The organism is Klebsiella sp. C360 (assembly GCF_048822415.1).
Taxonomy (GTDB): Bacteria; Pseudomonadota; Gammaproteobacteria; order Enterobacterales; family Enterobacteriaceae; genus Klebsiella; species Klebsiella quasipneumoniae.
Genome location: NZ_JBMEZZ010000008.1, coordinates 60167 through 81557 on the forward strand (window position 1 = coordinate 60167; position 21391 = coordinate 81557).

At 58.4% G+C, this 21391-nt stretch carries 20 protein-coding genes and 1 pseudogene; 10 read left to right on the plus strand and 11 right to left on the minus strand.

Features of this window, described 5'->3' with window-relative positions:
• Window positions 1-53: 53 nt before the first annotated feature.
• The gene (gene kdgR, locus ACOI7D_RS19850; RefSeq protein ID WP_004203369.1) at window positions 54-845 is read right to left on the minus strand and encodes a DNA-binding transcriptional regulator KdgR; all 792 of its coding nucleotides are present in this window, start codon (window positions 843-845) and stop codon (window positions 54-56) included.
• Between the two features lie 177 nt (window positions 846-1022).
• On the opposite strand from kdgR, the gene ACOI7D_RS19855 reads away from it, so the two are divergent.
• On the plus strand, window positions 1023-2393 hold the full coding sequence (locus tag ACOI7D_RS19855; protein WP_044523967.1) for an MFS transporter: 1371 nt from the start codon (window positions 1023-1025) through the stop codon (window positions 2391-2393).
• Between the two features lie 68 nt (window positions 2394-2461).
• On the opposite strand, the gene htpX is transcribed toward ACOI7D_RS19855, so the two are convergent.
• The 4 genes and pseudogenes from htpX to ACOI7D_RS19875 form a co-directional block, all read right to left on the minus strand.
• Window positions 2462-3346: a protease HtpX gene (htpX, locus tag ACOI7D_RS19860; RefSeq protein ID WP_023290225.1), complete on the minus strand. Its 885-nt coding sequence runs from the start codon at window positions 3344-3346 to the stop codon at window positions 2462-2464.
• A 233-nt stretch (window positions 3347-3579) separates the two neighbouring features.
• Window positions 3580-5628, minus strand: coding sequence for a carboxy terminal-processing peptidase (gene prc, locus ACOI7D_RS19865; RefSeq protein ID WP_109547166.1), 2049 nt, complete (start codon window positions 5626-5628; stop codon window positions 3580-3582).
• Window positions 5629-5647: 19 nt separating this feature from the next.
• Window positions 5648-6325, minus strand: a complete 678-nt coding sequence (proQ, locus tag ACOI7D_RS19870; protein WP_023290227.1) for an RNA chaperone ProQ — start codon at window positions 6323-6325, stop codon at window positions 5648-5650.
• A gap of 81 nt (window positions 6326-6406) precedes the next feature.
• Window positions 6407-6920 (minus strand): annotated as a pseudogene (locus tag ACOI7D_RS19875) (GAF domain-containing protein).
• A 132-nt stretch (window positions 6921-7052) separates the two neighbouring features.
• Here ACOI7D_RS19875 and yebS point away from each other — a divergent pair.
• From yebS to ACOI7D_RS19900, 5 genes are all read left to right on the plus strand, one after another.
• A complete protein-coding gene (yebS, locus tag ACOI7D_RS19880) occupies window positions 7053-8336 on the plus strand; it encodes a membrane integrity lipid transport subunit YebS (RefSeq protein ID WP_032428915.1) in 1284 nt (427 codons plus the stop codon).
• Window positions 8305-10938 (plus strand): PqiB family protein, encoded by a 2634-nt coding sequence (locus ACOI7D_RS19885; protein WP_017900210.1) that lies wholly within the window; start codon window positions 8305-8307, stop codon window positions 10936-10938. Before yebS ends, ACOI7D_RS19885 begins: the two co-directional genes overlap by 32 nt.
• Before the next feature lie 129 nt (window positions 10939-11067).
• Window positions 11068-12498, plus strand: coding sequence for a 16S rRNA (cytosine(1407)-C(5))-methyltransferase RsmF (gene rsmF, locus ACOI7D_RS19890; protein WP_032428917.1), 1431 nt, complete (start codon window positions 11068-11070; stop codon window positions 12496-12498).
• Window positions 12499-12613: 115 nt separating this feature from the next.
• The gene (locus tag ACOI7D_RS19895; RefSeq protein ID WP_002911393.1) at window positions 12614-12853 is read left to right on the plus strand and encodes a YebV family protein; all 240 of its coding nucleotides are present in this window, start codon (window positions 12614-12616) and stop codon (window positions 12851-12853) included.
• A gap of 97 nt (window positions 12854-12950) precedes the next feature.
• Window positions 12951-13142: a YebW family protein gene (locus ACOI7D_RS19900; protein ID WP_002911395.1), complete on the plus strand. Its 192-nt coding sequence runs from the start codon at window positions 12951-12953 to the stop codon at window positions 13140-13142.
• Here the strand turns inward: ACOI7D_RS19900 and pphA are convergent.
• Window positions 13139-13792: a protein-serine/threonine phosphatase gene (gene pphA / locus ACOI7D_RS19905; RefSeq protein ID WP_101994712.1), complete on the minus strand. Its 654-nt coding sequence runs from the start codon at window positions 13790-13792 to the stop codon at window positions 13139-13141. The genes ACOI7D_RS19900 and pphA overlap by 4 nt on opposite strands.
• Window positions 13793-13948: 156 nt before the next feature.
• Here pphA and ACOI7D_RS19910 point away from each other — a divergent pair, with 156 nt between their 5' ends.
• Complete coding sequence (locus tag ACOI7D_RS19910) at window positions 13949-14917, plus strand: VirK/YbjX family protein (RefSeq protein WP_072413392.1); 969 nt, start codon at window positions 13949-13951, stop codon at window positions 14915-14917.
• Window positions 14918-15020: 103 nt separating this feature from the next.
• Window positions 15021-15164 (plus strand): Ecr family regulatory small membrane protein, encoded by a 144-nt coding sequence (locus ACOI7D_RS19915; protein ID WP_032425946.1) that lies wholly within the window; start codon window positions 15021-15023, stop codon window positions 15162-15164.
• 639 nt (window positions 15165-15803) lie between these two features.
• Here ACOI7D_RS19915 and ACOI7D_RS19920 read toward each other — a convergent pair.
• From ACOI7D_RS19920 to yobA, 3 genes are read right to left on the minus strand one after another with little or no spacing between them, the layout of a single operon-like run.
• Window positions 15804-16142, minus strand: a complete 339-nt coding sequence (locus ACOI7D_RS19920) for a YebY family protein (protein WP_002911404.1) — start codon at window positions 16140-16142, stop codon at window positions 15804-15806.
• Between the two features lie 16 nt (window positions 16143-16158).
• Window positions 16159-17028 carry a copper homeostasis membrane protein CopD gene (gene copD, locus ACOI7D_RS19925; RefSeq protein ID WP_048297809.1) on the minus strand — a complete coding sequence of 290 codons (870 nt, stop codon included), beginning with the start codon at window positions 17026-17028 and terminating at the stop codon, window positions 16159-16161.
• 3 nt (window positions 17029-17031) lie between these two features.
• Entirely contained in the window at window positions 17032-17406 is a 375-nt protein-coding gene (yobA, locus tag ACOI7D_RS19930; protein ID WP_032453372.1) for a CopC domain-containing protein YobA, read from the minus strand.
• A gap of 112 nt (window positions 17407-17518) precedes the next feature.
• Between yobA and ACOI7D_RS19935 the strand changes: the two genes are divergently transcribed.
• Together ACOI7D_RS19935 and exoX are read left to right on the plus strand one after the other, a co-directional pair.
• Window positions 17519-17749 carry a DNA polymerase III subunit theta gene (locus tag ACOI7D_RS19935; protein WP_002911406.1) on the plus strand — a complete coding sequence of 77 codons (231 nt, stop codon included), beginning with the start codon at window positions 17519-17521 and terminating at the stop codon, window positions 17747-17749.
• 78 nt (window positions 17750-17827) lie between these two features.
• The gene (exoX, locus tag ACOI7D_RS19940) at window positions 17828-18487 is read left to right on the plus strand and encodes an exodeoxyribonuclease X (protein ID WP_109547165.1); all 660 of its coding nucleotides are present in this window, start codon (window positions 17828-17830) and stop codon (window positions 18485-18487) included.
• A 3-nt stretch (window positions 18488-18490) separates the two neighbouring features.
• Here the strand turns inward: exoX and ptrB are convergent, their stop codons facing one another.
• Together ptrB and ACOI7D_RS19950 are read right to left on the minus strand one after the other, a co-directional pair.
• On the minus strand, window positions 18491-20551 hold the full coding sequence (gene ptrB, locus ACOI7D_RS19945; protein WP_032428920.1) for an oligopeptidase B: 2061 nt from the start codon (window positions 20549-20551) through the stop codon (window positions 18491-18493).
• 120 nt (window positions 20552-20671) lie between these two features.
• The gene (locus ACOI7D_RS19950; RefSeq protein WP_109547164.1) at window positions 20672-21331 is read right to left on the minus strand and encodes a tellurite resistance TerB family protein; all 660 of its coding nucleotides are present in this window, start codon (window positions 21329-21331) and stop codon (window positions 20672-20674) included.
• Window positions 21332-21391 lie beyond the last annotated feature (60 nt).

Below are 21391 nucleotides of genomic sequence, written 5' to 3' on the forward strand. Positions count from 1 at the left end.
GAACCGGCGACCGCGACGATAGCGCCGCGGTCGCCGAATGCTTCAGCGCCGTATCAGAAGGGGTAGTCGTTATATCCCATCTGCTCAGAAATCTTGCGCGCCGCCTGGTGCAGCATCGCCACATATTCATGCAAACGTTCTTCAGAGAAACGTAAGGTCGGGAAAGAGATACTCAGCCCGGCAATGACCACGCCGAAACGGTCGAATACCGGCACCCCGATGCAGCGTAGCCCCTCTTCCTGCTCTTCGTTATCTTCGCCATACCCCTGCTCGCGAACGCCATCCAGCACCTTCAGCAACTCAGCGGTACTGGTGATGGTCCGCTCGGTGCTGCGTTTATACTCCACGCCGTCAAGGATCTGCTCCACTTCGCTGCGATCGCGCCACGCCAGCAGAACCTTGCCAATCGCGGTGCTGTACAGCGGGTTGCGACGGCCGATACGCGAGTACATCCGCAGGTTATACATTGAATCAATCTTGTGAATGTAAACAATACTGTCTTCATCCAGCGCGCCGAGATGAATCGTCTCTTTCGTCAGGCGGGAGAGTTCCCGCATCTGAATATCGGCGCTGCGCACCAGATCGACGTTCTGCAGCGCGCGCGCGCCCAGCTCGAACAGTTTGAGCGTGAGGGAGTATTTCTCAGACTCTCCCTCCTGCGCCACATAGCCCAGTGATTTCATGGTCTGTAAAAAGCGATAAACGGTGCTTTTCGACATCATGACGCGCTGGGACAGTTCGGTAATGCCAATTTCACGCTCTTCACCCAGCGCCTGCAGGATGCCGAAAACCTTCAATACCGAAGAGACAGAATCTGGCTGTTTATCCAAATCTGCACCTGCCATTTATCACCTCGTCGTAACTGTTTTATAAAATTTAGAACCGGTTTTTATTATAAATTCGCCGCCTCTGCGCCGCAATCATTCTTCTGCCACTTCGTTACAAATCTGCGACATACTGCGGAATAATCAATGCTAAACTCATCATTCAAAAAACCGTTTCATTTAAGACTTATATTCACCATGGATAAAAATTCATCCGATGGCGTGCCGCTGCCGCAACGCTATGGCGCCATTCTGACCATTGTGCTTGGGCTGACCATGGCCGTGCTCGACGGGGCTATCGCCAACGTCGCGCTGCCAACCATCGCCAGCGATCTTAACGCCTCGCCGGCGGCTTCAATCTGGATCGTTAACGCCTACCAAATCGCCATTGTTATCGCCCTGCTGCCGCTCTCTTTCCTCGGCGACATGGTCGGCTATCGCCGTATCTATAAGATAGGCCTGGTGGTGTTTATCTTTACCTCGCTGGCCTGCGCCCTGTCGCGCAGCCTCGAAATGCTGACCTTCGCCCGCGTCGCCCAGGGACTGGGCGGCGCTGCGCTGATGAGCGTAAACACGGCGTTGATCCGCCTGATTTATCCTCAGCGCTTTCTCGGTCGCGGCATGGGTATCAACTCCTTTGTCGTCGCCGTCTCTTCGGCGGCAGGCCCGACGATCGCCGCCGCCATCCTCTCCCTCGCCTCATGGCAATGGCTGTTTTTAATTAACGTGCCTCTCGGCATCGTCGCCTTTGTCCTGGCCATGCGCTTTCTGCCGCCCAACAGCGCGCGCAGCAAAATCGTCCGCTTCGATTTGCCGAGCGCCATCATGAACGCGCTGACCTTCGGGCTGTTGATCACCGCCCTGAGCGGTTTCGCCCAGGGCCAGTCCACGCAGCTGGTGCTGGCGGAGGTCGCCGCTATGCTGGTGGTAGGCTTTTTCTTCGTTCGCCGTCAGCTCACGATGCCCGTCCCGCTGCTGCCGGTCGATCTGCTGCGCATCCCGCTCTTCTCCCTCTCAATCTGCACCTCCATCTGCTCCTTCTGCGCACAGATGCTGGCGATGGTCTCTCTGCCTTTCTTCCTGCAGACGATGATGGGGCGCAGCGAAGTGGAAACCGGCCTGCTGCTGACGCCGTGGCCGCTGGCGACGATGGTGATGGCGCCGCTGGCCGGCTATTTAATCGAGAAATGCCATGCGGGGCTGCTGGGGGCCATTGGGCTGCTGGTTATGGCCTGCGGCCTGTTCGGTCTGGCGCTGCTTCCGGCGTCGCCCACCGATCTGGATATTATCTGGCGTATGGCGCTGTGCGGCGCCGGCTTCGGGCTGTTCCAGTCGCCCAACAACCACACCATTGTCGCCTCGGCCCCGAGCCATCGCAGCGGCGGCGCCAGCGGCATGTTGGGCACCGCTCGCCTGCTCGGCCAGAGCACCGGCGCCGCGCTGGTGGCCCTGCTGTTCAACCTGCTCGGCAACAGCGGCACCCACACCGCCCTGCTGCTGGCCGGCATCCTGGCGACCGTCGCTGCGCTGATTAGCGGTCTGCGCGTCACCCAGCCGCGCGCAGCCTGACGATGAAGGACAAAAAAAATCCGCAGCCTTCGGGCTGCGGATTTTTATTTTCAGCGTCAGATGACGGACTATTTCAGATATTCACCGCTACGCAGGGCTTCAATACGCTTGTCCAGCGGCGGGTGGGTCATAAACAGCTCGCTCATGGATTTCGCTTTACCATTAATGCAGAACGCCATCATGCTGCTGGCTTCCTGCGGCTCATAGCTGGTTTTCAGACGCTGCAGGGCGGCAATCATCTTCTCGCGGCCCACCAGGCGCGCCGAGCCGGCATCAGCATGGAACTCGCGATGACGAGAGAACCACATGGTGATAATGCTGGCCAGAATACCGAACACCAGCTCCAGCACCGTGGCGACAGCGAAGTAGATCAGCGGGTTGCCATTGCTGCTCTCGCCTTCATCTTCCCGGTTGCCGCCGAGGAAGCCGGCCGCAATCTGCGCGATAACGCGGGAGATAAAGATAACGAAGGTGTTTACCACCCCCTGGATCAGGGTCATGGTGACCATATCGCCATTGGCGATGTGGCTGATTTCATGGGCGATGACCGCTTCCGCTTCATCACGGCTCATGTTTTGCAACAGCCCGGTACTGACGGCGACCAGCGAGGCGTCGCGACGCGCGCCGGTAGCGAAGGCGTTAATGTCAGGGGCGTGATAGATAGCCACCTGCGGCATGGCAATGCCCGCCTGCTGCGCCTGCTGTGCAACGGTGTTCATCAGCCAGCGTTCCGTTTCGTTGCGCGGCTGCTCGATCACTTCCCCACCCACAGACTTCAGCGCCATCCATTTCGACATCATCAGCGAAACGATAGAACCACCGAAGCCGAACAGCAGGGCCATAATCAACAGACCGGTCATGCTGCTGGATTGGATCCCCGTGAGGCTTAACACCAGCCCGAACACGACCATCACTGCCAGGTTCGTCAGCAGGAAAAGCGCGATTCGCATCATAATTTTCTTTTTACCTCAATTTAACAAAACGCACTATGCGATTACCCACATCGTATGGGTCAGGCTGCAATTTTCAACCATCAGCCCCCGCTAAGTCACGATAAAAACACAACTTTACATTTTGTAGCATCTTGCTGACAGCGGCAGAGCAGGTTGACATTTTGTTAGATGAGCTGAATGGCGATGACCAGGCGCAAAAAAAAACGGGCACCTCTCAGGGTGCCCGTTGCGACTTATTGGCTGGCCGGCGGTTCCACCGCCGGGCGCGCTTTTTCGAGATGCGCCAGGTCTACCGCGATATGGACCGTTTCATCAAGATACGGATCCGGCTCCTGGTAATCCTTCGGCAGATCGTCCAGTTTTTTCAGCGGCGGTTTGCCTTCGCGTTTCAGGCGATCGTTAATCCGCGCCAGACGAATCGCATCATCCTCTTCGTTCTCTTTTTCACGCTGCGCGTAGTTCAGAGAGACGATGTTACGTTTGTCCTTCATCGCGTTATAACGGGCAATATCCTTCATGATGTACTGGAACTCAGGATCCTGGGCAATACGCTCGTCGTGGCGCTTGAGCAGTTCCGGTCCAAACGGGGCGAGGTCCCCGGACTTCACGTAGGTGGCCGCGTTGATGCTATCCCACGGCAGCGCGTTGTCTTCATACTGCTCGCCGGTTTCGCGATCTTCATTTCCGGTTGGCATCATGATATCCGGCGTTACGCCTTTGCGCTGAGTACTGCCGCCGTTAATGCGGTAGAACTTCTGGATGGTGTACTGAACGGAACCTAACGCCGGCCAGTCCGGACGCAGCATCTGATCGTAGATACGATTCAACGAGCGATACTGCTGTACGGTACCTTTACCGAAGGTCGGCTCGCCAACGATCAGCGCGCGGCCATAATCCTGCATTGCGGCGGCAAAGATCTCAGACGCTGAGGCGCTAAAGCGGTCAACCAGCACCACCAGCGGCCCTTTGTAATAGACTACGCCATCGTTATCGCTGTCTTCGCGCACCTTGCCATTGTTATCCCGCACCTGCACCACCGGGCCGGACGGAATAAACAGCCCCGAGAGCGATACCGCTTCGGTCAGCGCCCCGCCGCCGTTGCTGCGCAGATCGATAACCACGCTGCTGACGTTCTGTTTTTCCAGCTTCTGCAGCTGCACTTTCACGTCATCGGTCAGGCCGACGTAAAAGCCCGGGATATCCAGCACGCCGACTTTTTCTTTACCGACGGTTTTCACCGACATCTTCACCGCGCGGTCTTCCAGACGGATGCGTTCGCGGGTCAGGGTGACGATACGCGTCTTGGCCCCTTTGCCGGCCGGCAGGATCTCAAGGCGAACCTTGCTGCCCTTCGGCCCTTTAATCAGCGCCACGACGTCATCCAGACGCCAGCCAATCACATCGACCATCGACTTCCCGGTCTGGCCGACGCCGACAATGCGGTCGCCGACGCTGATCGCTTTGCTCTTCGCAGCCGGACCCCCCGCCACCAGCGAATTAATGACCGTGTAGTCATCATCCATCTGCAGCACAGCGCCGATCCCTTCGAGTGAGAGACTCATCTCGGTGTTGAACTGCTCGGTATTGCGCGGCGACAGATAGTTGGTGTGCGGGTCGATTTCGCGGGCGAAGGCGGTCATCGCCAGCGAGAAGACATCTTCGCTGTTGGTTTGCGCCAGACGACGGATAGCGAACTTATAGCGACGGGTTAAGGTGTCGCGGATCTCTTTATCGTCTTTCCCCGCCAGCTTCAGGCTTAACTGGTCAAATTTCACCTTGGCGTCCCACAGCTTGTTCAGCTCGGCCTCGTCTTTCGGCCACGGCGCTTTGGAGCGGTCAAGGTTGAAATTATCGTTGCCGGTAAAGTCCATCGGACGTTCCAGCACCTTCAGCGCATACTGATAGCGCTCGAAGCGGCGCTGCTGCGCCAGGTTGTAGAGGTCATAGAAGACGTCCAGTTTCCCGGTGCGCAGTTCGTCGCCGATTTGGTCTTTTTTCGCCGCGAACTTCGTCACATCGCTGGCCAGCAGCACATTATGGCTGTAATCCAGCAGGTTCAGATAACGGTCAAAAATCTTTGCCGAGAAGGCGTTGTCGAGATCGAACTGACGGTAGTGAGAGCGGGTAAAGCGCGATGTCACGCGCTCGCTCACCGTCGCGTGCTGCGGCTCTTCTTTCAGCACGGGGATTTGATCTGCACGGGTTATTTCATCAACAGCGAACGCATGGCCTGCTATTGCCAGCAGGCCCGCAAGCGCGGTGATTTTAAAAAATGTGTTCATGCCTGGCCCGGCCTCCGTTTCAGAACACCAGGTGTTCTGCGCGTACAATCATTGACATACCAGAAGTCAGCTGTACACGAACGCCATCTTTGGTGATTTCCACAACGGTGGCGTCCATTGCGTTATTGCCTGCTTTTACCTTCAGCGCCTGGCCGACGGTCAGAACGGAAACATCCGATACCGGAGTAAGACGCTCTTCACGCGGAGCTTTGGCTGCAACAGGACGCGGTTTACGCTGTTCAGCACCCTCTTTACGACGCGGTTGCTGAGGACGCGGTTTACGCTCGCGGCGAACGCCTTCATCCGGCTGGCCTGCAGCGGCAGCGGCTTCGCGTTTTTTCGCCTGCTGGGCAGCGCGCTGCGCCTGAACGCGAGCTTTCGCTTCTTCCAGCTGCTGACGCGCATGGGCAATGTGCTGCTCTTCCAGTTCGCCGCACGGGTTGCCGTCCAGGTCAACGCGGATAGCGCCGGCTTTTACGCCGTAGAGATAGCGCCAGCTCGAGGTATAGAGACGTAATGCAGCGCGAAGCTGGGTTTTGCTGAGATTCATCTCACCACCCACTCGCTCAACGAGATCCTGAAAAATTCCGATTTTCAGGGGGCGCGCTTCGCCTTCAGCGCTGAAGCACTGAGGGAAACGTTCGGCCAGAAAGGCGATAACTTCTTTACTGCTATTCAACTTAGGTTGATTTTCCATGAAATTTCCTGATTACAACGGACGTAGCCAACAAGCCGCAGGCATGAACAGGCGACATTATAATGACGTCCTCGCTAAATGCTACGTTATCCGTTGATTATCCCACGACACGGGTAAAGATTTTTTGATAATCAGTGGCCGCGATGAGTTTTTCCAGATGCTCGACCAGCGTGCGCAACCCCTGCTCATCTTCAGCAGTGAAGCGGCCGTAAGCCGGACTGTCGATATCCAGCACGCCGATAATCTGGTCGTTCACGCGCAGGGGGAAGACAATTTCCGAATTACTGGCGGCATCGCAGGCGATGTGGCCGTCAAACGCGTGGACGTCCTCGACGCGCTGCACCTGGGCTTGCGCCACCGCCGCGCCGCATACGCCGCGCCCGACCGGGATCCGCACGCAGGCCAGTTTGCCCTGGAACGGCCCCAGCACCAGGGTATCGCCTTCCAGAAGATAGAAACCGGCCCAGTTGACCTCGCCCAGTCGTTCAAACAGCAGCGCGCTGGTATTGGCGATCATCGCCAGGAAACTGGTTTCACCTGCCATTAATGCCTGGAAATCGCGGTTCAAATCCGCGTAAAATTCTGTTTTGCTCATTATATCTTCACTTGGTTGTCTTACTGCCTGATACGTACAGCCTACTAAAATAAGCATTAAATGCGCTTGGGCTCAAGATGAATTCATTCATAGGTTAAGATAGTGGGATACATTCATTCCTGTACGTATTAAATGCCGATAAAAACATCCACCCTTAAGCCTGCGAATAAGATGGTCGTGCATGCCGTGAGCACACCGCTTCCCTATGCGCATTATCAGCGCTGTACGCAGTGTGACATGCTCTTTCGCTTACCAGTGCTTAAACGCAACCAAAGCGCCTGGTGTCCGCGCTGTAACGCGAAGGTGCGCGATGGCCGCGACTGGTCGTTGACCCGTCTGGGCAGCATGGCCCTGGCGATGCTGCTGTTAATGCCCTTTGCCTGGTCCGAACCCCTGCTGCGCCTTCACCTGCTGGGGGTTCGCATTGACGCCAACGTCCTGCATGGCATTTGGCAGATGACCGCGCAGGGCGACCCGCTTACCGCCGCGATGGTGCTGTTTTGCGCGGTGGTCGCCCCGGTGCTGCTGGTGGTTTCGATTAGCTATCTGTGGCTGGGCAACGTGCTGGGGATGAACCTGCGTCCGGTGTTGCTAATGCTCGGTAAGCTCAAGGAGTGGGTCATGCTGGATATCTATCTGGTGGGCATCGGCGTCGCCTCCATCAAGGTGCAGGATTACGCCTTTCTGCAGCCCGGCATCGGCCTCGTGGCATTTATCTCCCTGACGCTGCTGAGCATCCTGACGCTTATCCATATGAACGTCGAAGAGCTGTGGGAGCGATTCTATCCCGAACGGCCGGCGACCCGCGCCGATAACAATCTGCAGGTGTGCACCGGCTGCCACTACACCGGCTACCGCGACGCCCGCGGCCGCTGCCGGCGCTGCCACACGCCGCTGCACCATCGCCGGCCGCAGAGCCTGCAGCGCAGCTGGGCGGCGCTGATTGCCTCGCTGATTTTGCTCTTACCGGCCAACCTGCTGCCGATCTCCATCATTTACGTTAACGGCGCGCGCCAGGAAGACACCATCCTCTCCGGGATCATCTCCCTCGCCAGCAGTAATATCGCCATCGCCGGCGTGGTGTTTATCGCCAGTATTTTGGTGCCATTCACCAAAGTTATAGTGTTATTTACCCTGCTGCTCAGCATACAATTCAAATGCGAGCAGGGGCTGCGCACCCGCATCCTGCTGCTGCGGCTGATAACCTGGATTGGCCGCTGGTCGATGCTGGATCTGTTTGTTATCTCACTCACCATGTCGCTAATCAATCGCGATCAGCTCCTCGCCTTTACGATGGGGCCGGCCGCGGTTTACTTCGGCGGCGCGGTAATTTTAACTATTCTTGCAGTTGAATGGCTGGACAGCCGCTTACTTTGGGACGCACATGAGTCAGGAAACGCCCGCTTCGCAGACTGAAGCCAGAATAAAAACCAAACGTCGTATCTCGCCATTCTGGCTGCTGCCGGTCATCGCGCTGCTGATTGCCGCCTGGCTCATCTGGACCAGCTTTGACGACCGTGGATCGACGATCACTATCGATTTCCAGTCTGCTAACGGCATCGTGCCGGGGCGGACGCCTATCCGCTATCAGGGGGTGGAAGTCGGTACCGTCCAGGACATTAGTCTCAGTAAAGACCTGAGTAAAATTGAAGTTTCCGCCAGCATCAAACGCGATATGAAAGAGGCGCTGCGCAAAGATACGCAGTTCTGGCTGGTGACGCCGAAAGCCTCTCTGGCCGGCGTGTCAGGACTGGATGCCCTGGTAGGCGGGAACTATATCGGCATGATGCCGGGCAAGGGCGAACCCGAAGATCACTTCGTCGCCCTCGACACCCAGCCCAAATACCGCATCAACAACGGCGAGCTGATGATCCACCTGCAGGCGCCCGACCTTGGCTCTCTGAGCAGCGGCTCGCTGGTCTACTTCCGTAAGATCCCGGTCGGGCGGGTGTATGACTTCACGCTGAATGACAATAACCAGGGGGTCACCATTGATGTGCTGATCGAGCGCCGGTTTACCAACCTGGTGAAAAAAGGCAGCCGTTTCTGGAACGTCTCCGGGATCAAAGCCGACGTCGGCCTGAGCGGGGCCAAAGTGCAGCTGGAGAACCTTTCCGCGCTGGTGAACGGCGCCATCGCCTTTGACTCCCCTGCCGATTCGCAGGTCGCGTCGCAAAACGATGACTATCATCTGTACGAAGACCTGGCGCACAGTCAGCGCGGGGTGGTGGTGACCCTCGACCTGCCGGACGGCGACGGCCTGAAAGCGGGCTCGACGCCGCTGATGTATCAGGGGCTGGAAGTGGGCCAGTTAAGCAAACTGAATCTTAACCCTGGCGGCAAAGTCACGGGCGAGATGACCGTCGACCCGAGCGTGGTGACCCTGCTGCGGGAGAAAACGCTGATTCAGATGAAGAAGCCGAAGATCTCCCTTGATAACCCCAGCGTCAGCGCCCTGCTCACCGGCAATACCTTTGAGCTGGTTCCCGGCGAAGGCGAACCGCGTAATCACTTCTCCGTCATGCCAGCGGATAAAGCGCTGCTGGAGGAGCCCAATGTCGCCACCGTCACCCTTTCGGCGCCGGAGAGCTACGGGATCGACGGCGGCCAGCCGCTGGTGCTGCACGGGGTGAAAGTCGGCCAGGTGCTGGAGCGCAAGCTGACGGCCAAAGGGGTGACCTTCCAGGTGGCGATTGCCCCGGAATACCGCGATCTGATTCGCGGCGACAGCAAGTTTGTGGTGAACAGTCGTCTGGATGTCAAAGTGGGGCTCGATGGCGTGCAGGTGCTGGGCGCCAGCGCCAGCGAATGGGTGAACGGCGGGATCCGGGTGATCCCGGGTGAAAAAGGCGAAATGCAGAGCAGCTATCCGCTGTATGCCAACCTCGAAAAGGCGCAGGAAAACAGCCTGAGCGAAGTGCCGACCACCACCCTGAGCCTCTCCGCTGAGACGCTGCCTGACGTTCAGGCTGGCTCGGTGGTGCTGTATCGTAAATTCGCCGTCGGCGAGATCATCGCCGTCAAACCGCGCAAAGACGCTTTCGATATCGATCTGCATATCAAGCCGGAGTACCGCTACCTGCTGACCAACAACAGCGTCTTCTGGGCGGAAGGGGGTGCGAAGGTCAAACTTGACGGCAACGGGCTCACCGTTCAGGCCTCGCCGCTGGCCCGCGCCATTAAAGGAGCGATCAGTTTCGATAACCTCAACGGCAGCAGCGCCAACGCGCGGCTGAATAATAAACGCATCCTTTACGCTTCTGAAACGGCGGCGCGCGCCGTGGGCGGCCAGATCACCCTGCATGCGTTTGACGCCGGGAAGATGGCGGCCGGGATGCCGATTCGCTATCTCGGCATTGATATCGGTCAGATCCAGTCCCTGGAGCTGATCACCGCCAAAAACGAGGTGCAGGCGAAAGCCGTGCTTTACCCGGAATACGTCGGCACGTTTGCCCGCGCCGGGACTCGCTTCTCGGTGATCACCCCGCAGATCTCCGCGGCAGGCGTGGAGCATCTCGACACCCTGTTCCAGTCCTATATTAACGTTGAGCCCGGACGCGGCCCGGCGCGTCGCGACTTTGAGATCCAGGATACGACGATCAGCGACTCGCGCTATATCGACGGTCTGAATATCGTGGTGGAAGCGCCGGAGGCCGGATCGCTTGGCATCGGTACGCCGGTGCTGTTCCGCGGCCTGGAAGTCGGGACGGTGACCGGTCTGTCGCTGGGATCAATGTCTGACCGGGTCATGGTTAAGATGCGCATCAGCAAGCGCTACCAGTACCTGGTGCGCAATAACTCGGTGTTCTGGCTGGCCTCAGGTTACAGCCTCGACTTCGGCCTGGTTGGCGGCGTGGTGAAAACCGGGACCTTCAATCAGTTTATCCGCGGCGGGATCGCCTTTGCCACGCCGCCGGGTACGCCGCTGGCGCCGAAGGCCCAGGACGGCAAGCACTTCCTGCTGCTGGAGAGCGAGCCGAAAGAGTGGCGGGAGTGGGGCACCGCCCTGCCGCAGTAATCCTCGCCTCCCCTTCTCCCGCCCCGGCAAACGCCGGCGGCGGGCAGACGACAAACCGCACGCCCCGGTGTCCTGCACCGGGGCGTTTGTGCTAAACTGCGCACCCTTTTTTTCTGTGGTGCGCTGCCCGTGGCCGAAAATACTGTCTATTTCCCTGAAGCGTTTCTCGCTCAAATGCGCGCGGCGATGCCGGCGCACCTCTCTTTCGACGACTTTATCGCCGCCTGTCAGCGCCCGCTACGCCGTAGTATTCGCGTCAATACGCTGAAAATTAGCGTCGATGATTTCCTCTCTCTGGTCGCTCCCTATGGCTGGCAGCTGACGCCGGTCCCCTGGTGTGAGGAGGGATTCTGGATCGAGCGGGACGACGATGCGCTGCCGCTGGGCAGCACCGCCGAACACCTCAGCGGGCTGTTCTATATTCAGGAAGCAAGCTCAATGCTGCCGGTCGCCGCCCTGTTCGCCGACAACCCGCAGCCTGAACGGGTTATGGACGTTGCCGCCGCCCCGGGGTCGAAAACCACCCAGATCGCCGCCCGGATGGGCAATGCGGGCGGCATCCTGGCGAATGAGTTCTCCGCCAGCCGGGTGAAAGTGCTGCATGCCAACATCAGCCGCTGCGGCATCAGCAACGTCGGCCTGACCCATTTCGACGGGCGGGTGTTCGGCGCGGCATTGCCCGAAGCCTTCGATGCCATTCTGCTTGATGCCCCCTGCTCCGGCGAAGGGGTGGTACGCAAAGATGCCGACGCGCTGAAAAACTGGTCGCCGGAGAGCAACCTCGACATCGCCGCCACCCAGCGCGAGCTTATCGACAGCGCTTTCCATGCCCTGCGCCCTGGCGGGACGCTGGTCTATTCGACCTGCACCTTGAACCGCGAAGAAAATCAGTCAGTCATTCACTGGCTGCTGTCCCGTTACCCGCAGGCGGTAGAGATCCAGCCGCTGGAAGCGCTGTTTCCCGGCGCGGCCGATGCCCTAACCGCGGAGGGATTTCTGCATGTCTTCCCGCAGATCTACGATTGTGAAGGCTTCTTTGTCGCTCGCCTGCGCAAGACTGCGGCGATCGATCCGCTCCCGGCGCCGGGCTATAAGGTCGGCAAGTTCCCGTTTGTGCCGCTGAAGGGCCGGGAAGCCGCCGCGGCGACCGCCGCCGCCCGCGCTGTCGGCCTGGAATGGGACGCGAGCCACACGCTGTGGCAACGAGATAAAGAGCTGTGGCTGTTTCCGCAGTCTATGGAGCCTCTGTTTGGTCGGGTGCGGTTTTCGCGCATTGGCGTGCGCCTGGCGGAGCTGCACAATAAGGGTTATCGCTGGCAGCATGAGGCGGTTATTGCCTTTGCCGCGCCACAGCGCGCCTTCGAGCTGACGCTGGAGGAGGCGGAAGCGTGGTATCGCGGACGCGATGTCTATCCGCAAACCCCGCCAGCGCAGGACGAAGCCATTGTCACCTTCCAGGGCGTGCCGCTGGGCCTGGCCAAGCGCGTCGGCTCCCGTCTGAAGAACAGTTATCCGCGCGAGCTGGTACGCGATGGGAAACTTTTTGCCGGCAAGGTGTGACGCCGCGCAAAAAATACGCACTTTTTGACTGGCGGTTTTCCCCCCATTGACTACGCTGAAAAATGACGGCCGCAACTGGTCGTACCACAACTCAGCTGAAAAATGGGGTGAAGCGATGAGTAAAACCAATGTCCGCATCGGCGCGTTTGAGATAGACGATGCCGAACTGCATGGTGAACATCAGGGTGAGCGAACGTTAAGCATTCCCTGCAAATCCGATCCAGATTTATGTATGCAGCTTGACGCCTGGGATGCCGATACCAGCGTTCCCGCGATTCTCAATGGTGAACATTCCGTCCTCTACCGTAAACATTACGACCGCCAGTCCGATGCCTGGGTCATGCGCCTTGCCTGACACCAATGAACCCGTCGCCTGAGACGGGTTATTTATTTCCCCGTCCCGCCGTCATCCCCTACACTAAAGAGTATGTGCCCCCGGACATGAGGCCAGGATGTTTGCCTTAGTGTTGTTTATTTGCTATCTGGATGGCGGCTGCGAGGACATTGTGGTTGACGTCTACCGCGAGGAAACGCAGTGCCTGGTGGCGATGGAAGATCAGCGGATCCGCCACGGCGGCTGCTACCCGATAGAAGATTTTATTGACGGCTTCTGGCAACCCGCCAGCGAATACAGTGACTTTTAGCCTGCCGACTGCAGCGCCACCAGGGTCAGCGTGCCGCCGAACACGGCGCCGGTGTCAATATAGTGTTGATTGTCGTAGTCACAACGCGCGCGAAGCGGGGTATGGCCAAACCAGAAATGGTCAGCCCCGGCGATAGCGCCATGACGCCCCGCCAGATGTTCACTCAGACGATGGCGGCTCCACAGGACCCGCTGGGGATCCACCGGCTGCTGCCAGCGATAGACCGGCGCCGGGTAATCGGCATGGGCGATCACATGCCGCGACTTTGCGCACTCCACTTCAATAATCAACGGCAGCCGCTGACATCGCGCCAGCAGCCGATCGACGTCAGCTCGCTGCCGCACGTTGCTCCGGGCGTACCAGTCGCCGCCGTTCATCTGCCAGAGCGTCATATCTCCGCTCTCCAGCGCCTCCAGCGCCATCTGCTCATGATTCCCGCGCACGGCCCTGAACCAGCGGCTGCGCAACAGGCCGAGACAGTCAGCGCTTTGCGGCCCGCGATCGATCAGATCGCCAACCGAGATCAGCAGATCGGCCCAGGGATCAAAGCGCAGCCGGCGCAGGCGCTCCATCAGCAGCGCAAAGCAGCCATGCAGATCGCCCATCAGCCAGATATTACGCCAGTCGCTGCCATTAATACGCTGATACATATAATTACCTCTCTGCCGTAATTATAGGTAATTCCAGCTTACAGCCGCTGTTTTTTATTTACACCTCAATCGATTTTAAACAAACGGCAAATATAGTCGGCCAGAGCATTAAGCTTATCAGTGCCTCGCTTTAAAATAGCAGGAAATAACAACGAGGTGTTTATCGTGACAGACAATAGCCTGCATTCATCCAGCGTGCTTACGCCGCGCTCGCATCTCATTGCCGATCTGGTGATGGGCAGATTAACACCCGCACCTATCTGGCGGCAGAAAAATTACCGCTTTAAGTTTCTGCTGCGCACGGCGTTATTTTATAGCCCTACCAAAGCGATGCTGGAGGCGCTGAGCGCTCGTGACGATTTTAACCAGCTGCTGACGGCGCAGGCGACGCTGCCGGGGAAAGTGCACCGTCAATATCTGACGCGCGATCTCAACGCCTGGCAGCGGGCGATGGCGGTCATAAGCCATTATCGCTATGTCGATACCCTGCGCGGGTCGCGGCTGGCGCATGCCATGACCGCGGTGTGCGAGGTCCCGTTGCTGACGCTCAATGGAAAGGATGAACGCCAGTTTACCCTCTCGGCCTCTTCGGCCGGGAAGGCCGAGCGTGAGGGTGAAACCACCCTATGGCTGCGCGACAGCGACCATACCCTGCTGGCCAGCGCGACCTTCAGCGTGACCCGGGAGGGCGACGCCTGGCAGCTGGTCATCGGCGGTTTACAGGGACCGCGACGCCACGTTTCTCATGAGGTGATCAAGCAGGCGACCCGCGCCTGCTACGGTCTGTTCCCGAAGCGCCTGCTGCTGGAGTTTATCTGGCTGCTGGCCGCTCGCAGCCATATCGCGGCGATTTACGGCGTCAGCGATAACGGCCATGTGTTCCGCGCCCTGCGCTATCGCCTGAGCAAGGGGCGCCATTTCCACGCCAGCTATGATGAGTTCTGGCAATCCATCGACGGCAAGCCGGAAAGCCTCTGGCGCTGGCAGCTACCGCTGCGTCTGGAAAGAAAACCGCTGGAGAGCATCGCCAGTAAAAAACGGGCCGAATACCGGCGTCGATTCCAGCTGCTGGATCAGCTGGCGGAGCAGGTGGCAATATTGACGCAGCCGCTGCCTGGCATGTAAATTTCGCGACCAGCGAACCCGCCCCGTTACGCAGCGTTTGCTTATTATGTTCTTATTTCGCTACTATCATGGTCCCGCAGGCCATTGGATAGTCGTTAGCATGATGAGTAAAACCGAAATTTTTCTGCTGATTATTCTGGCGGTCGTGCTGCTGGGCAGCATATGGTTTATTTTCAGCGATGAAATTTGGCTTTTACTCTGCTATCTGGAGAGTCAGATATTTCCCACCTTCAGCGTTCCGGAATAATACTGTTTGCCCGAAACTACACCTCTGAATATTATTTCCCGCCACGTCGTGGGGCGCGGACGACTAATCGCATGAATTGCCAAATCAATAAGGTTTTGTTTATTCTATTTATCATACAAATGGGTATACTAGCAGACTTCCGATGTTGGCCCGCCAGTTAACCTGCACGCCGGGCCTGTTTAGGTGCAGGTTTTTTCTTTTCCTCTCCCCTCGCTTACGGTTCCGCCTTCCCCATATCGTTCTTCCGCAGGATGCAATTTGTGTGTAAATGAATTGTGTATGCTAAAAACGGTGTGCTATAACGGGACATCCAGAGGCCAGCCTGGTGATTGACTGACAGGATGTCGCTGGTCATCGCGAAAGCAGACAGATTAAGATAAAAAGAGACCGAATACGATTCCTGTATTCGGTCCAGGGAAATGGCTCTTGGGAGAGAGCCGTGCGCTAAAAGTTGGCATTAATGCAGGCTAAGTCGCCTTGCACTATAAGAATAGTTTAACGCGTCAGCTTTTCCAGTCTGCGACCAATGTGGCCGAATAATTCCTGGAAAAGAGGGCGCTGTTAGCGAAAAAACCGCCACTGCCGTTGTCCGGCAAGGGCGGTTTTTTTTATGTCATTACAGCGAGATAGCGCGAAAATCTAGCAGAGCTTCTGCGCGCGCTCGATAAACGGCGCGAGGCTCATTTTTTGCCCCGGGTGCTGCGGATCGTCGATCTGGATAACCGAGATCGGCTGGGCGGTGGTTTTGCCGGCTTTGACCTGCTGCTCAGCCACCTCATTGAGCGGATACTGGACCAGGGTGCTCGGGTTGATAGCGTAGAGGGCATTGCCCGGACGACAGGTCAACATCACCTCTTCACGGTTGAACGCCCAGCTCTCCTTTCCTACCTCAAAGCGGCTCACGGTGATAATTTGCGGCGCCGCCAGAGCAGCGCCGGAGCTTGCCAGTAACAACATGGTCAGAACAATTTTTTTCATGATTTTGCCAGTTAATTCAATAAGGTTCCCAGGTGGCAAACAGGCTGACGGCCAGCAGCGCCAGCGCGCCCAGCCCTATCTCGGCCTGCGTGGTTCGCAGGATCAGGCTTTCCGCCCGCGAACCGCTTGCCGACATGCGCGGTACCAGAACATACCTGTTCACTAACGCAATTACCACCATCCCGGCCACCAGCGCACATTTGATCAACAGCAGACGTCCCCAGGGCGATGCGCCAATCAATCCTCCCTGGATCAACAGCGCATTGATTGCCCCGCTGGCAAGGGTGCCGGCGACGGCCAGATGCCCGTAGCGTGAAAAGCGCGCCATGGTATAGACCGCGGCCTGCCGCCAGCGCCCCTGCGCCAGGCGCAGGCAATAGATAAAGGGCAACAGGCCGCCGAACCAGCTGGCAACGCAGAAGAGGTGGACAGCATGATTAGTCCGCTGCAGGGCGCCGAGTAAACCATCATGCATGGCGGCATGCCCTACCCCAGCGGAAAGCAGCAGCTGGGCCGCCAGCAGGGCCACCAGCTGGCGAGCGCCGTGGCGGGGACGGATCCACACCACAGCGAGGGCGATCCACGCCAGCAGGATCTGCCAGATCCACACCCCGCCGAAGCGGGTACCCGCTACCGCCTGCCAGACGGCGGGTTGCCAGACATCCGCCCAGCCCTCGCCCATCATCCCCCCCTGCAGCAGATACAGCGCCAGGGTAGAGAGCGCGCCGATCAGCAGCAGCGGGCGCAACAGCGGATAGAAGCGCAGCATCAGTACGCGTCGCAGCGGCACCGGCGCCCACCAGGCGCCATACAGCACGCAGCCAAAAGCCAGCATCAGGGCGATAAAATGCCCAAAACGCAGGGTAATATAGAGCCCGGTCAGCATCGCTTACTTCACGCTAAAGGTGTATTGCCCTTTGGTTTTATGGCCATCCACTGAAACTACATGCCATGCCACAGTGTATTCTCCCGGCCGCAAGGTTTCCGCCACAGGCACGGTGACCTGGGTGGGATTGTCGGCGCTGCGGGTCAGTTTGCCGGTGGCCACCGCATGCTGCTGCGGACCGGTGACGGACACCCCGCTGAACGCGGGTTCAATGCCTTCGGAGAAACTGAGCGTCAGCGTCTGCGGAGAAGCCGCCAGCTGCGCACCGGCGGCGGGGATCTGCTGCTGCAGGTGAGCGTGGGCGAGCGCGCCCGTCGCGGTTAATAGCCCGGCAAACGCAACGGAGAGGCGCATCGCGCGTCCAGCAAGAAGTCGCATATTCGTCATTCCCTTTTGTTATGTCTGTAGCACAGAGAATAACCCTGTATAATGGCAGAGTCGAGCCGGGCGTCAGGCCCTGACCGGGTTTACAAGCAGAGTGGAGTGTATGATGGAAAGAAATCTGGCCAAAATTTCGCAAGATGAGATGGATAAAGTCAACGTCGATCTCGCCGCCGCCGGCGTCGCCTTTAAAGAGCGGTATAATATGCCGGTGGTCGCTGATTTGGTCGAGCGTGAACAGCCCGCCCATCTGCGCGACTGGTTCCGCGAACGACTGATCGCCCATCGGCTGGCCTCCGTCTCGCTGTCCCGCCTGCCCTGGGAGCCGAAACAGAAATAATGCCTACTTCCCCCCTCGCCGTCGGTTGGCAAGCCTGGCCAATTGCTTTACGCTTATTGTTTTGCTCTGGAGCGAGCCATGCTGCGCGTCATTGATACCGAAACCTGCGGACTGCAGGGGGGCATCGTTGAAGTCGCCTCGGTCGACATTGTCGACGGGCAGATCACCAATCCCATGAGTCATCTGGTGCGTCCTGACCGCCCCATTAGCCCGCAGGCGATGGCTATTCACCGGATTACCGAAGAGATGGTCGCCAATAAGCCATGGATTGAGGAGATTATTCCGCACTATCATGGCAGCCCGTGGTATGTCGCGCATAACGCCAGCTTCGATCGTCGGGTGTTACCGGAGATGCATGGCGAGTGGATCTGTACCATGAAGCTGGCCCGCCGGCTGTGGCCGGGGATCAAATACAGCAATATGGGGCTCTATAAATCACGTAAGCTGAACGTGGCCACGCCGCCGGGGCTGCATCACCACCGTGCGCTGTATGACTGCTATATCACCGCTGCGCTGCTGCTGGATATCATCAACGTTTCCGGCTGGACGCCTGACGAAATGGCCGATATCACCGGTCGGCCGGCGCTGCTCACCACCTTTACCTTCGGCAAATACCGCGGTAAAGCCGTCGCCGAGATTGCTGAAAACGATCCAGGCTATCTGCGCTGGTTATTCAACAATCTCGACCGCATGAGCCCCGAGCTGCGCCTCACGCTCAAGCATTACCTCGGGGAATAGCCCCTACACTGCCGCTTTCCCCGGCAGTGTCCCCTGCGCCAGGGCGATGAAAAAGGCGTACTCCAGCGCCACTCCCTCATAGCTTTTAAAGCGCCCGGATTTTCCGCCATGGCCGGAGTCCATATCGGTGCAGAGCAGCAGCAGGTTATCGTCGGTTTTCAGTTCACGCAGTTTCGCCACCCACTTCGCCGGCTCCCAGTATTGCACCTGGGAATCGTGCAGCCCGGTGGTCACCAGCATATGCGGATACGCCTGCGCCTTCACGCCGTCGTAGGGGCTGTAGCTTTTCATGTAGTGGTAATAGGTTTCATCCTGCGGGTTCCCCCACTCTTCAAATTCGCCGGTCGTCAGCGGAATGGTCTCATCCAGCATGGTGGTCACCACGTCGACGAACGGCACCTGAGCTATTACGCCGTGGAACAGCTCTGGACGCTCGTTAACGGCCACTCCCATCAGCATTCCGCCGGCGCTGCCGCCCATGCCATAGCAGAGCTGCGGGTCGCCGTACCCCTGGGCCAGCAGCGCGTCGCAGACGTCCAGATAGTCGTTGAAGGTATTTTTCTTACACAGGAATTTACCGTCCTCATACCACTGCTGGCCCAGCTCGCCGCCGCCGCGGACGTGGGCGATAGCGTAGACAAATCCCCGGTTGAGCAGGCTCAGCCGGCTGGCGCTGAAATCGGCATCGATACTGTCGCCATACGAGCCATAGCCATAGACCAGCAGCGGATTGCTCCCTTTACGAAAATGGTCGCGATGATAGACCAGCGAGACCGGCACTTCGACGCCATCACGGGCGGTTACCCACAGGTGCTCGCTCTGATAGCAGCGGGTGTCCAGCCCCTTCACCTCCTGCTGCTTGATCACCCGTCGTTCGCCGGTATCCATGTCCAACTCAAACAGGGTGTCGGGCGTGGTCATCGAGGAGTAGCCGTAGCGCAGGCGCGACGTTTCAGGCTCCGGGTTATAGGCAAGCCAGGTGACATAGGCCGGATCGTCAAAGGCGATCCCTACCACCTCCCGGGTCCTGCGGTTAATCTGCCGCAAACTGGTCAGGCCGCGCTGACGCTCCTCGACGACCAGCCAGTCGGTAAACAGGGTAAATCCTTCGAGCATTACGTCGTGACGCGGCGGGATCAGCGTGGTCCACTGCTCTTCATCGCGCAGCACGGTACGGTAGAGGCCAAAATTCTTCCCCTCCCGGTTGGATCGCAGATAAAAAGCGTGCTGATAGTGATCGAGGCTATATTCATGATCTTTACGCCGCGGCAGGAAGCAGACCGGTTCGGCGTCTGGCAGTTCGGCGTTGAGCAGCAGCACTTCGCTGGTGGTGGCGCTGGAGAGATAGATCACCACGAACTGCTGGGATGTGGTTTTATGCACGCTGACGTAGAAGGTCTCATCTTTTTCCTCATAGACCAGCGCGTCGCTCTGCGCCGGCGTCCCGACGGTGTGGCGCCAGACCTGATAAGGAAGCAGTGTGGTGGGATGTTTACGCACATACCACACAAAGCGTGAATCGTTGCTCCAGGCAAAGCCGGAGGTGACATTTTCCAGGGTCTCCGGATACCACTCGCCGTTGCTGAGATCGCAAAAGCGCAGGCCGTACTGGCGGCGGGAAAGATAATCTTCCGCCACCGCCATCAGCTGGTTGTTGGGCGCAATGCCCAGCCCGCCCAGGGTGTAAAACTCGCTTTTCGCCGCCCGCTGGTTGGCATCAAGCAGGATCTCCCACTCGTCCCACTCCTCTTTCAGCACCGACTGGCGCTGGTAGATAGCGTATTCGCAGCCCGGCTCGTACACCTGACGATAGCGAAAGCCGTTTTTGCTGTAGGGGGCCGAGACTTCCCGCTGCGGAATGCGGTCGATAATCTCTTTCAGCAGACGCTCCTGCAGGCTGAGCTGCGAATCCATCACTTGCTTGCCGTAGGCGTTTTCCGCGTGCAGATATTCCAGCACATCAGGCCGCGCGCGTTCATCGTCGCGCAGCCAGTAATAGTTATCGATGCGTGTATCGCCATGCAAGGTCATGGCGTGAGGGATCCGTTTGGCTTTAGGTGGCATGTTATTCTTCTGCTGCTTTTTCGTGACACAAGAGCATTCAGGCCGCAGGGTGGCGCCTGAATGATGACGTGTCTATAAGGGTGGCAAAAGACGCGGGCGATGCAAGCGAAACGTGATAATTTAAACGCTTAGCGCCTGTTTTTGTGACTGGATATCCTGTTCGATGTCGGCCCGGACATCTTTTGGCAACGCCAGGGCCTCACCCAGGGCGTTGAGATAGCTGCGCTCCATAAAGTGGTCGATATCGATCACCGCGCAGCTGACGTAGTAGATCTCCAGCGCCTCCTGCGGGTCAACGATGCCCTCGGCGAGACGCTGCGGATCCAGCGGCTGAGCCAGCGCCTGGTCAATCAGCACCCGCGCCTGAACGTCAATATTGGCTTCCCGAAGCTGGGCTTCAATCCTCGCCCGCTCGTGATCGTCGATATGCCCATCGCTTTTGGCGGCAAACACCAGGGCGGTGATCAGCCGCACGCTGCGCGGATCGACATCCGCCGGCGCCGCAGCCGTCTCTGGTGTCGGGGCGGGCGTGTTCTGAGCGCGCATTTTCTGCTGATACTTGTTCCACAACACAGTACCTGCTACTGCCCCACCGCCAGCCAGCAGCGCGCTGGCGCCATATTTCGCCAGCAGCTTGCGTGACGATTTGCTGGCCACCAACAGCCCTGCCAGCCCGCCGATGGCGCCGGGCAGCAGGGCGCTCCCTTTTGGCGATTCGCCGGACGGCGACGCGCCCTGCTGTCCGAGCAGCGACTGCAGTTGATTTAGCCAGTTAGCCATGGTTTTCCTCTCAGGTGACAAACACTGTTATCAGCCTAAACGACGCGATGTCAGGAAATG

What these genes read in the sequence shown, in the direction of transcription:
- kdgR (WP_004203369.1), bottom strand. Translation starts at nt 845, where the DNA reads ATGGCAGGTGCAGATTTGGATAAACAGCCAGATTCTGTCTCTTCGGTA.
- proQ (WP_023290227.1), bottom strand. Translation starts at nt 6,325, where the DNA reads ATGGAAAATCAACCTAAGTTGAATAGCAGTAAAGAAGTTATCGCCTTT.
- prc (WP_109547166.1), bottom strand. Translation starts at nt 5,628, where the DNA reads ATGAACACATTTTTTAAAATCACCGCGCTTGCGGGCCTGCTGGCAATA.
- ACOI7D_RS19855 (WP_044523967.1), top strand. Translation starts at nt 1,023, where the DNA reads ATGGATAAAAATTCATCCGATGGCGTGCCGCTGCCGCAACGCTATGGC.
- htpX (WP_023290225.1), bottom strand. Translation starts at nt 3,346, where the DNA reads ATGATGCGAATCGCGCTTTTCCTGCTGACGAACCTGGCAGTGATGGTC.
- ptrB (WP_032428920.1), bottom strand. Translation starts at nt 20,551, where the DNA reads ATGCCACCTAAAGCCAAACGGATCCCTCACGCCATGACCTTGCATGGC.
- yebS (WP_032428915.1), top strand. Translation starts at nt 7,053, where the DNA reads ATGCCGATAAAAACATCCACCCTTAAGCCTGCGAATAAGATGGTCGTG.
- pphA (WP_101994712.1), bottom strand. Translation starts at nt 13,792, where the DNA reads ATGTATCAGCGTATTAATGGCAGCGACTGGCGTAATATCTGGCTGATG.
- ACOI7D_RS19935 (WP_002911406.1), top strand. Translation starts at nt 17,519, where the DNA reads ATGGAAAGAAATCTGGCCAAAATTTCGCAAGATGAGATGGATAAAGTC.
- ACOI7D_RS19950 (WP_109547164.1), bottom strand. Translation starts at nt 21,331, where the DNA reads ATGGCTAACTGGCTAAATCAACTGCAGTCGCTGCTCGGACAGCAGGGC.
- ACOI7D_RS19900 (WP_002911395.1), top strand. Translation starts at nt 12,951, where the DNA reads ATGTTTGCCTTAGTGTTGTTTATTTGCTATCTGGATGGCGGCTGCGAG.
- ACOI7D_RS19885 (WP_017900210.1), top strand. Translation starts at nt 8,305, where the DNA reads ATGAGTCAGGAAACGCCCGCTTCGCAGACTGAAGCCAGAATAAAAACC.
- yobA (WP_032453372.1), bottom strand. Translation starts at nt 17,406, where the DNA reads ATGCGACTTCTTGCTGGACGCGCGATGCGCCTCTCCGTTGCGTTTGCC.
- exoX (WP_109547165.1), top strand. Translation starts at nt 17,828, where the DNA reads ATGCTGCGCGTCATTGATACCGAAACCTGCGGACTGCAGGGGGGCATC.
- ACOI7D_RS19920 (WP_002911404.1), bottom strand. Translation starts at nt 16,142, where the DNA reads ATGAAAAAAATTGTTCTGACCATGTTGTTACTGGCAAGCTCCGGCGCT.
- ACOI7D_RS19895 (WP_002911393.1), top strand. Translation starts at nt 12,614, where the DNA reads ATGAGTAAAACCAATGTCCGCATCGGCGCGTTTGAGATAGACGATGCC.
- copD (WP_048297809.1), bottom strand. Translation starts at nt 17,028, where the DNA reads ATGCTGACCGGGCTCTATATTACCCTGCGTTTTGGGCATTTTATCGCC.
- ACOI7D_RS19915 (WP_032425946.1), top strand. Translation starts at nt 15,021, where the DNA reads ATGAGTAAAACCGAAATTTTTCTGCTGATTATTCTGGCGGTCGTGCTG.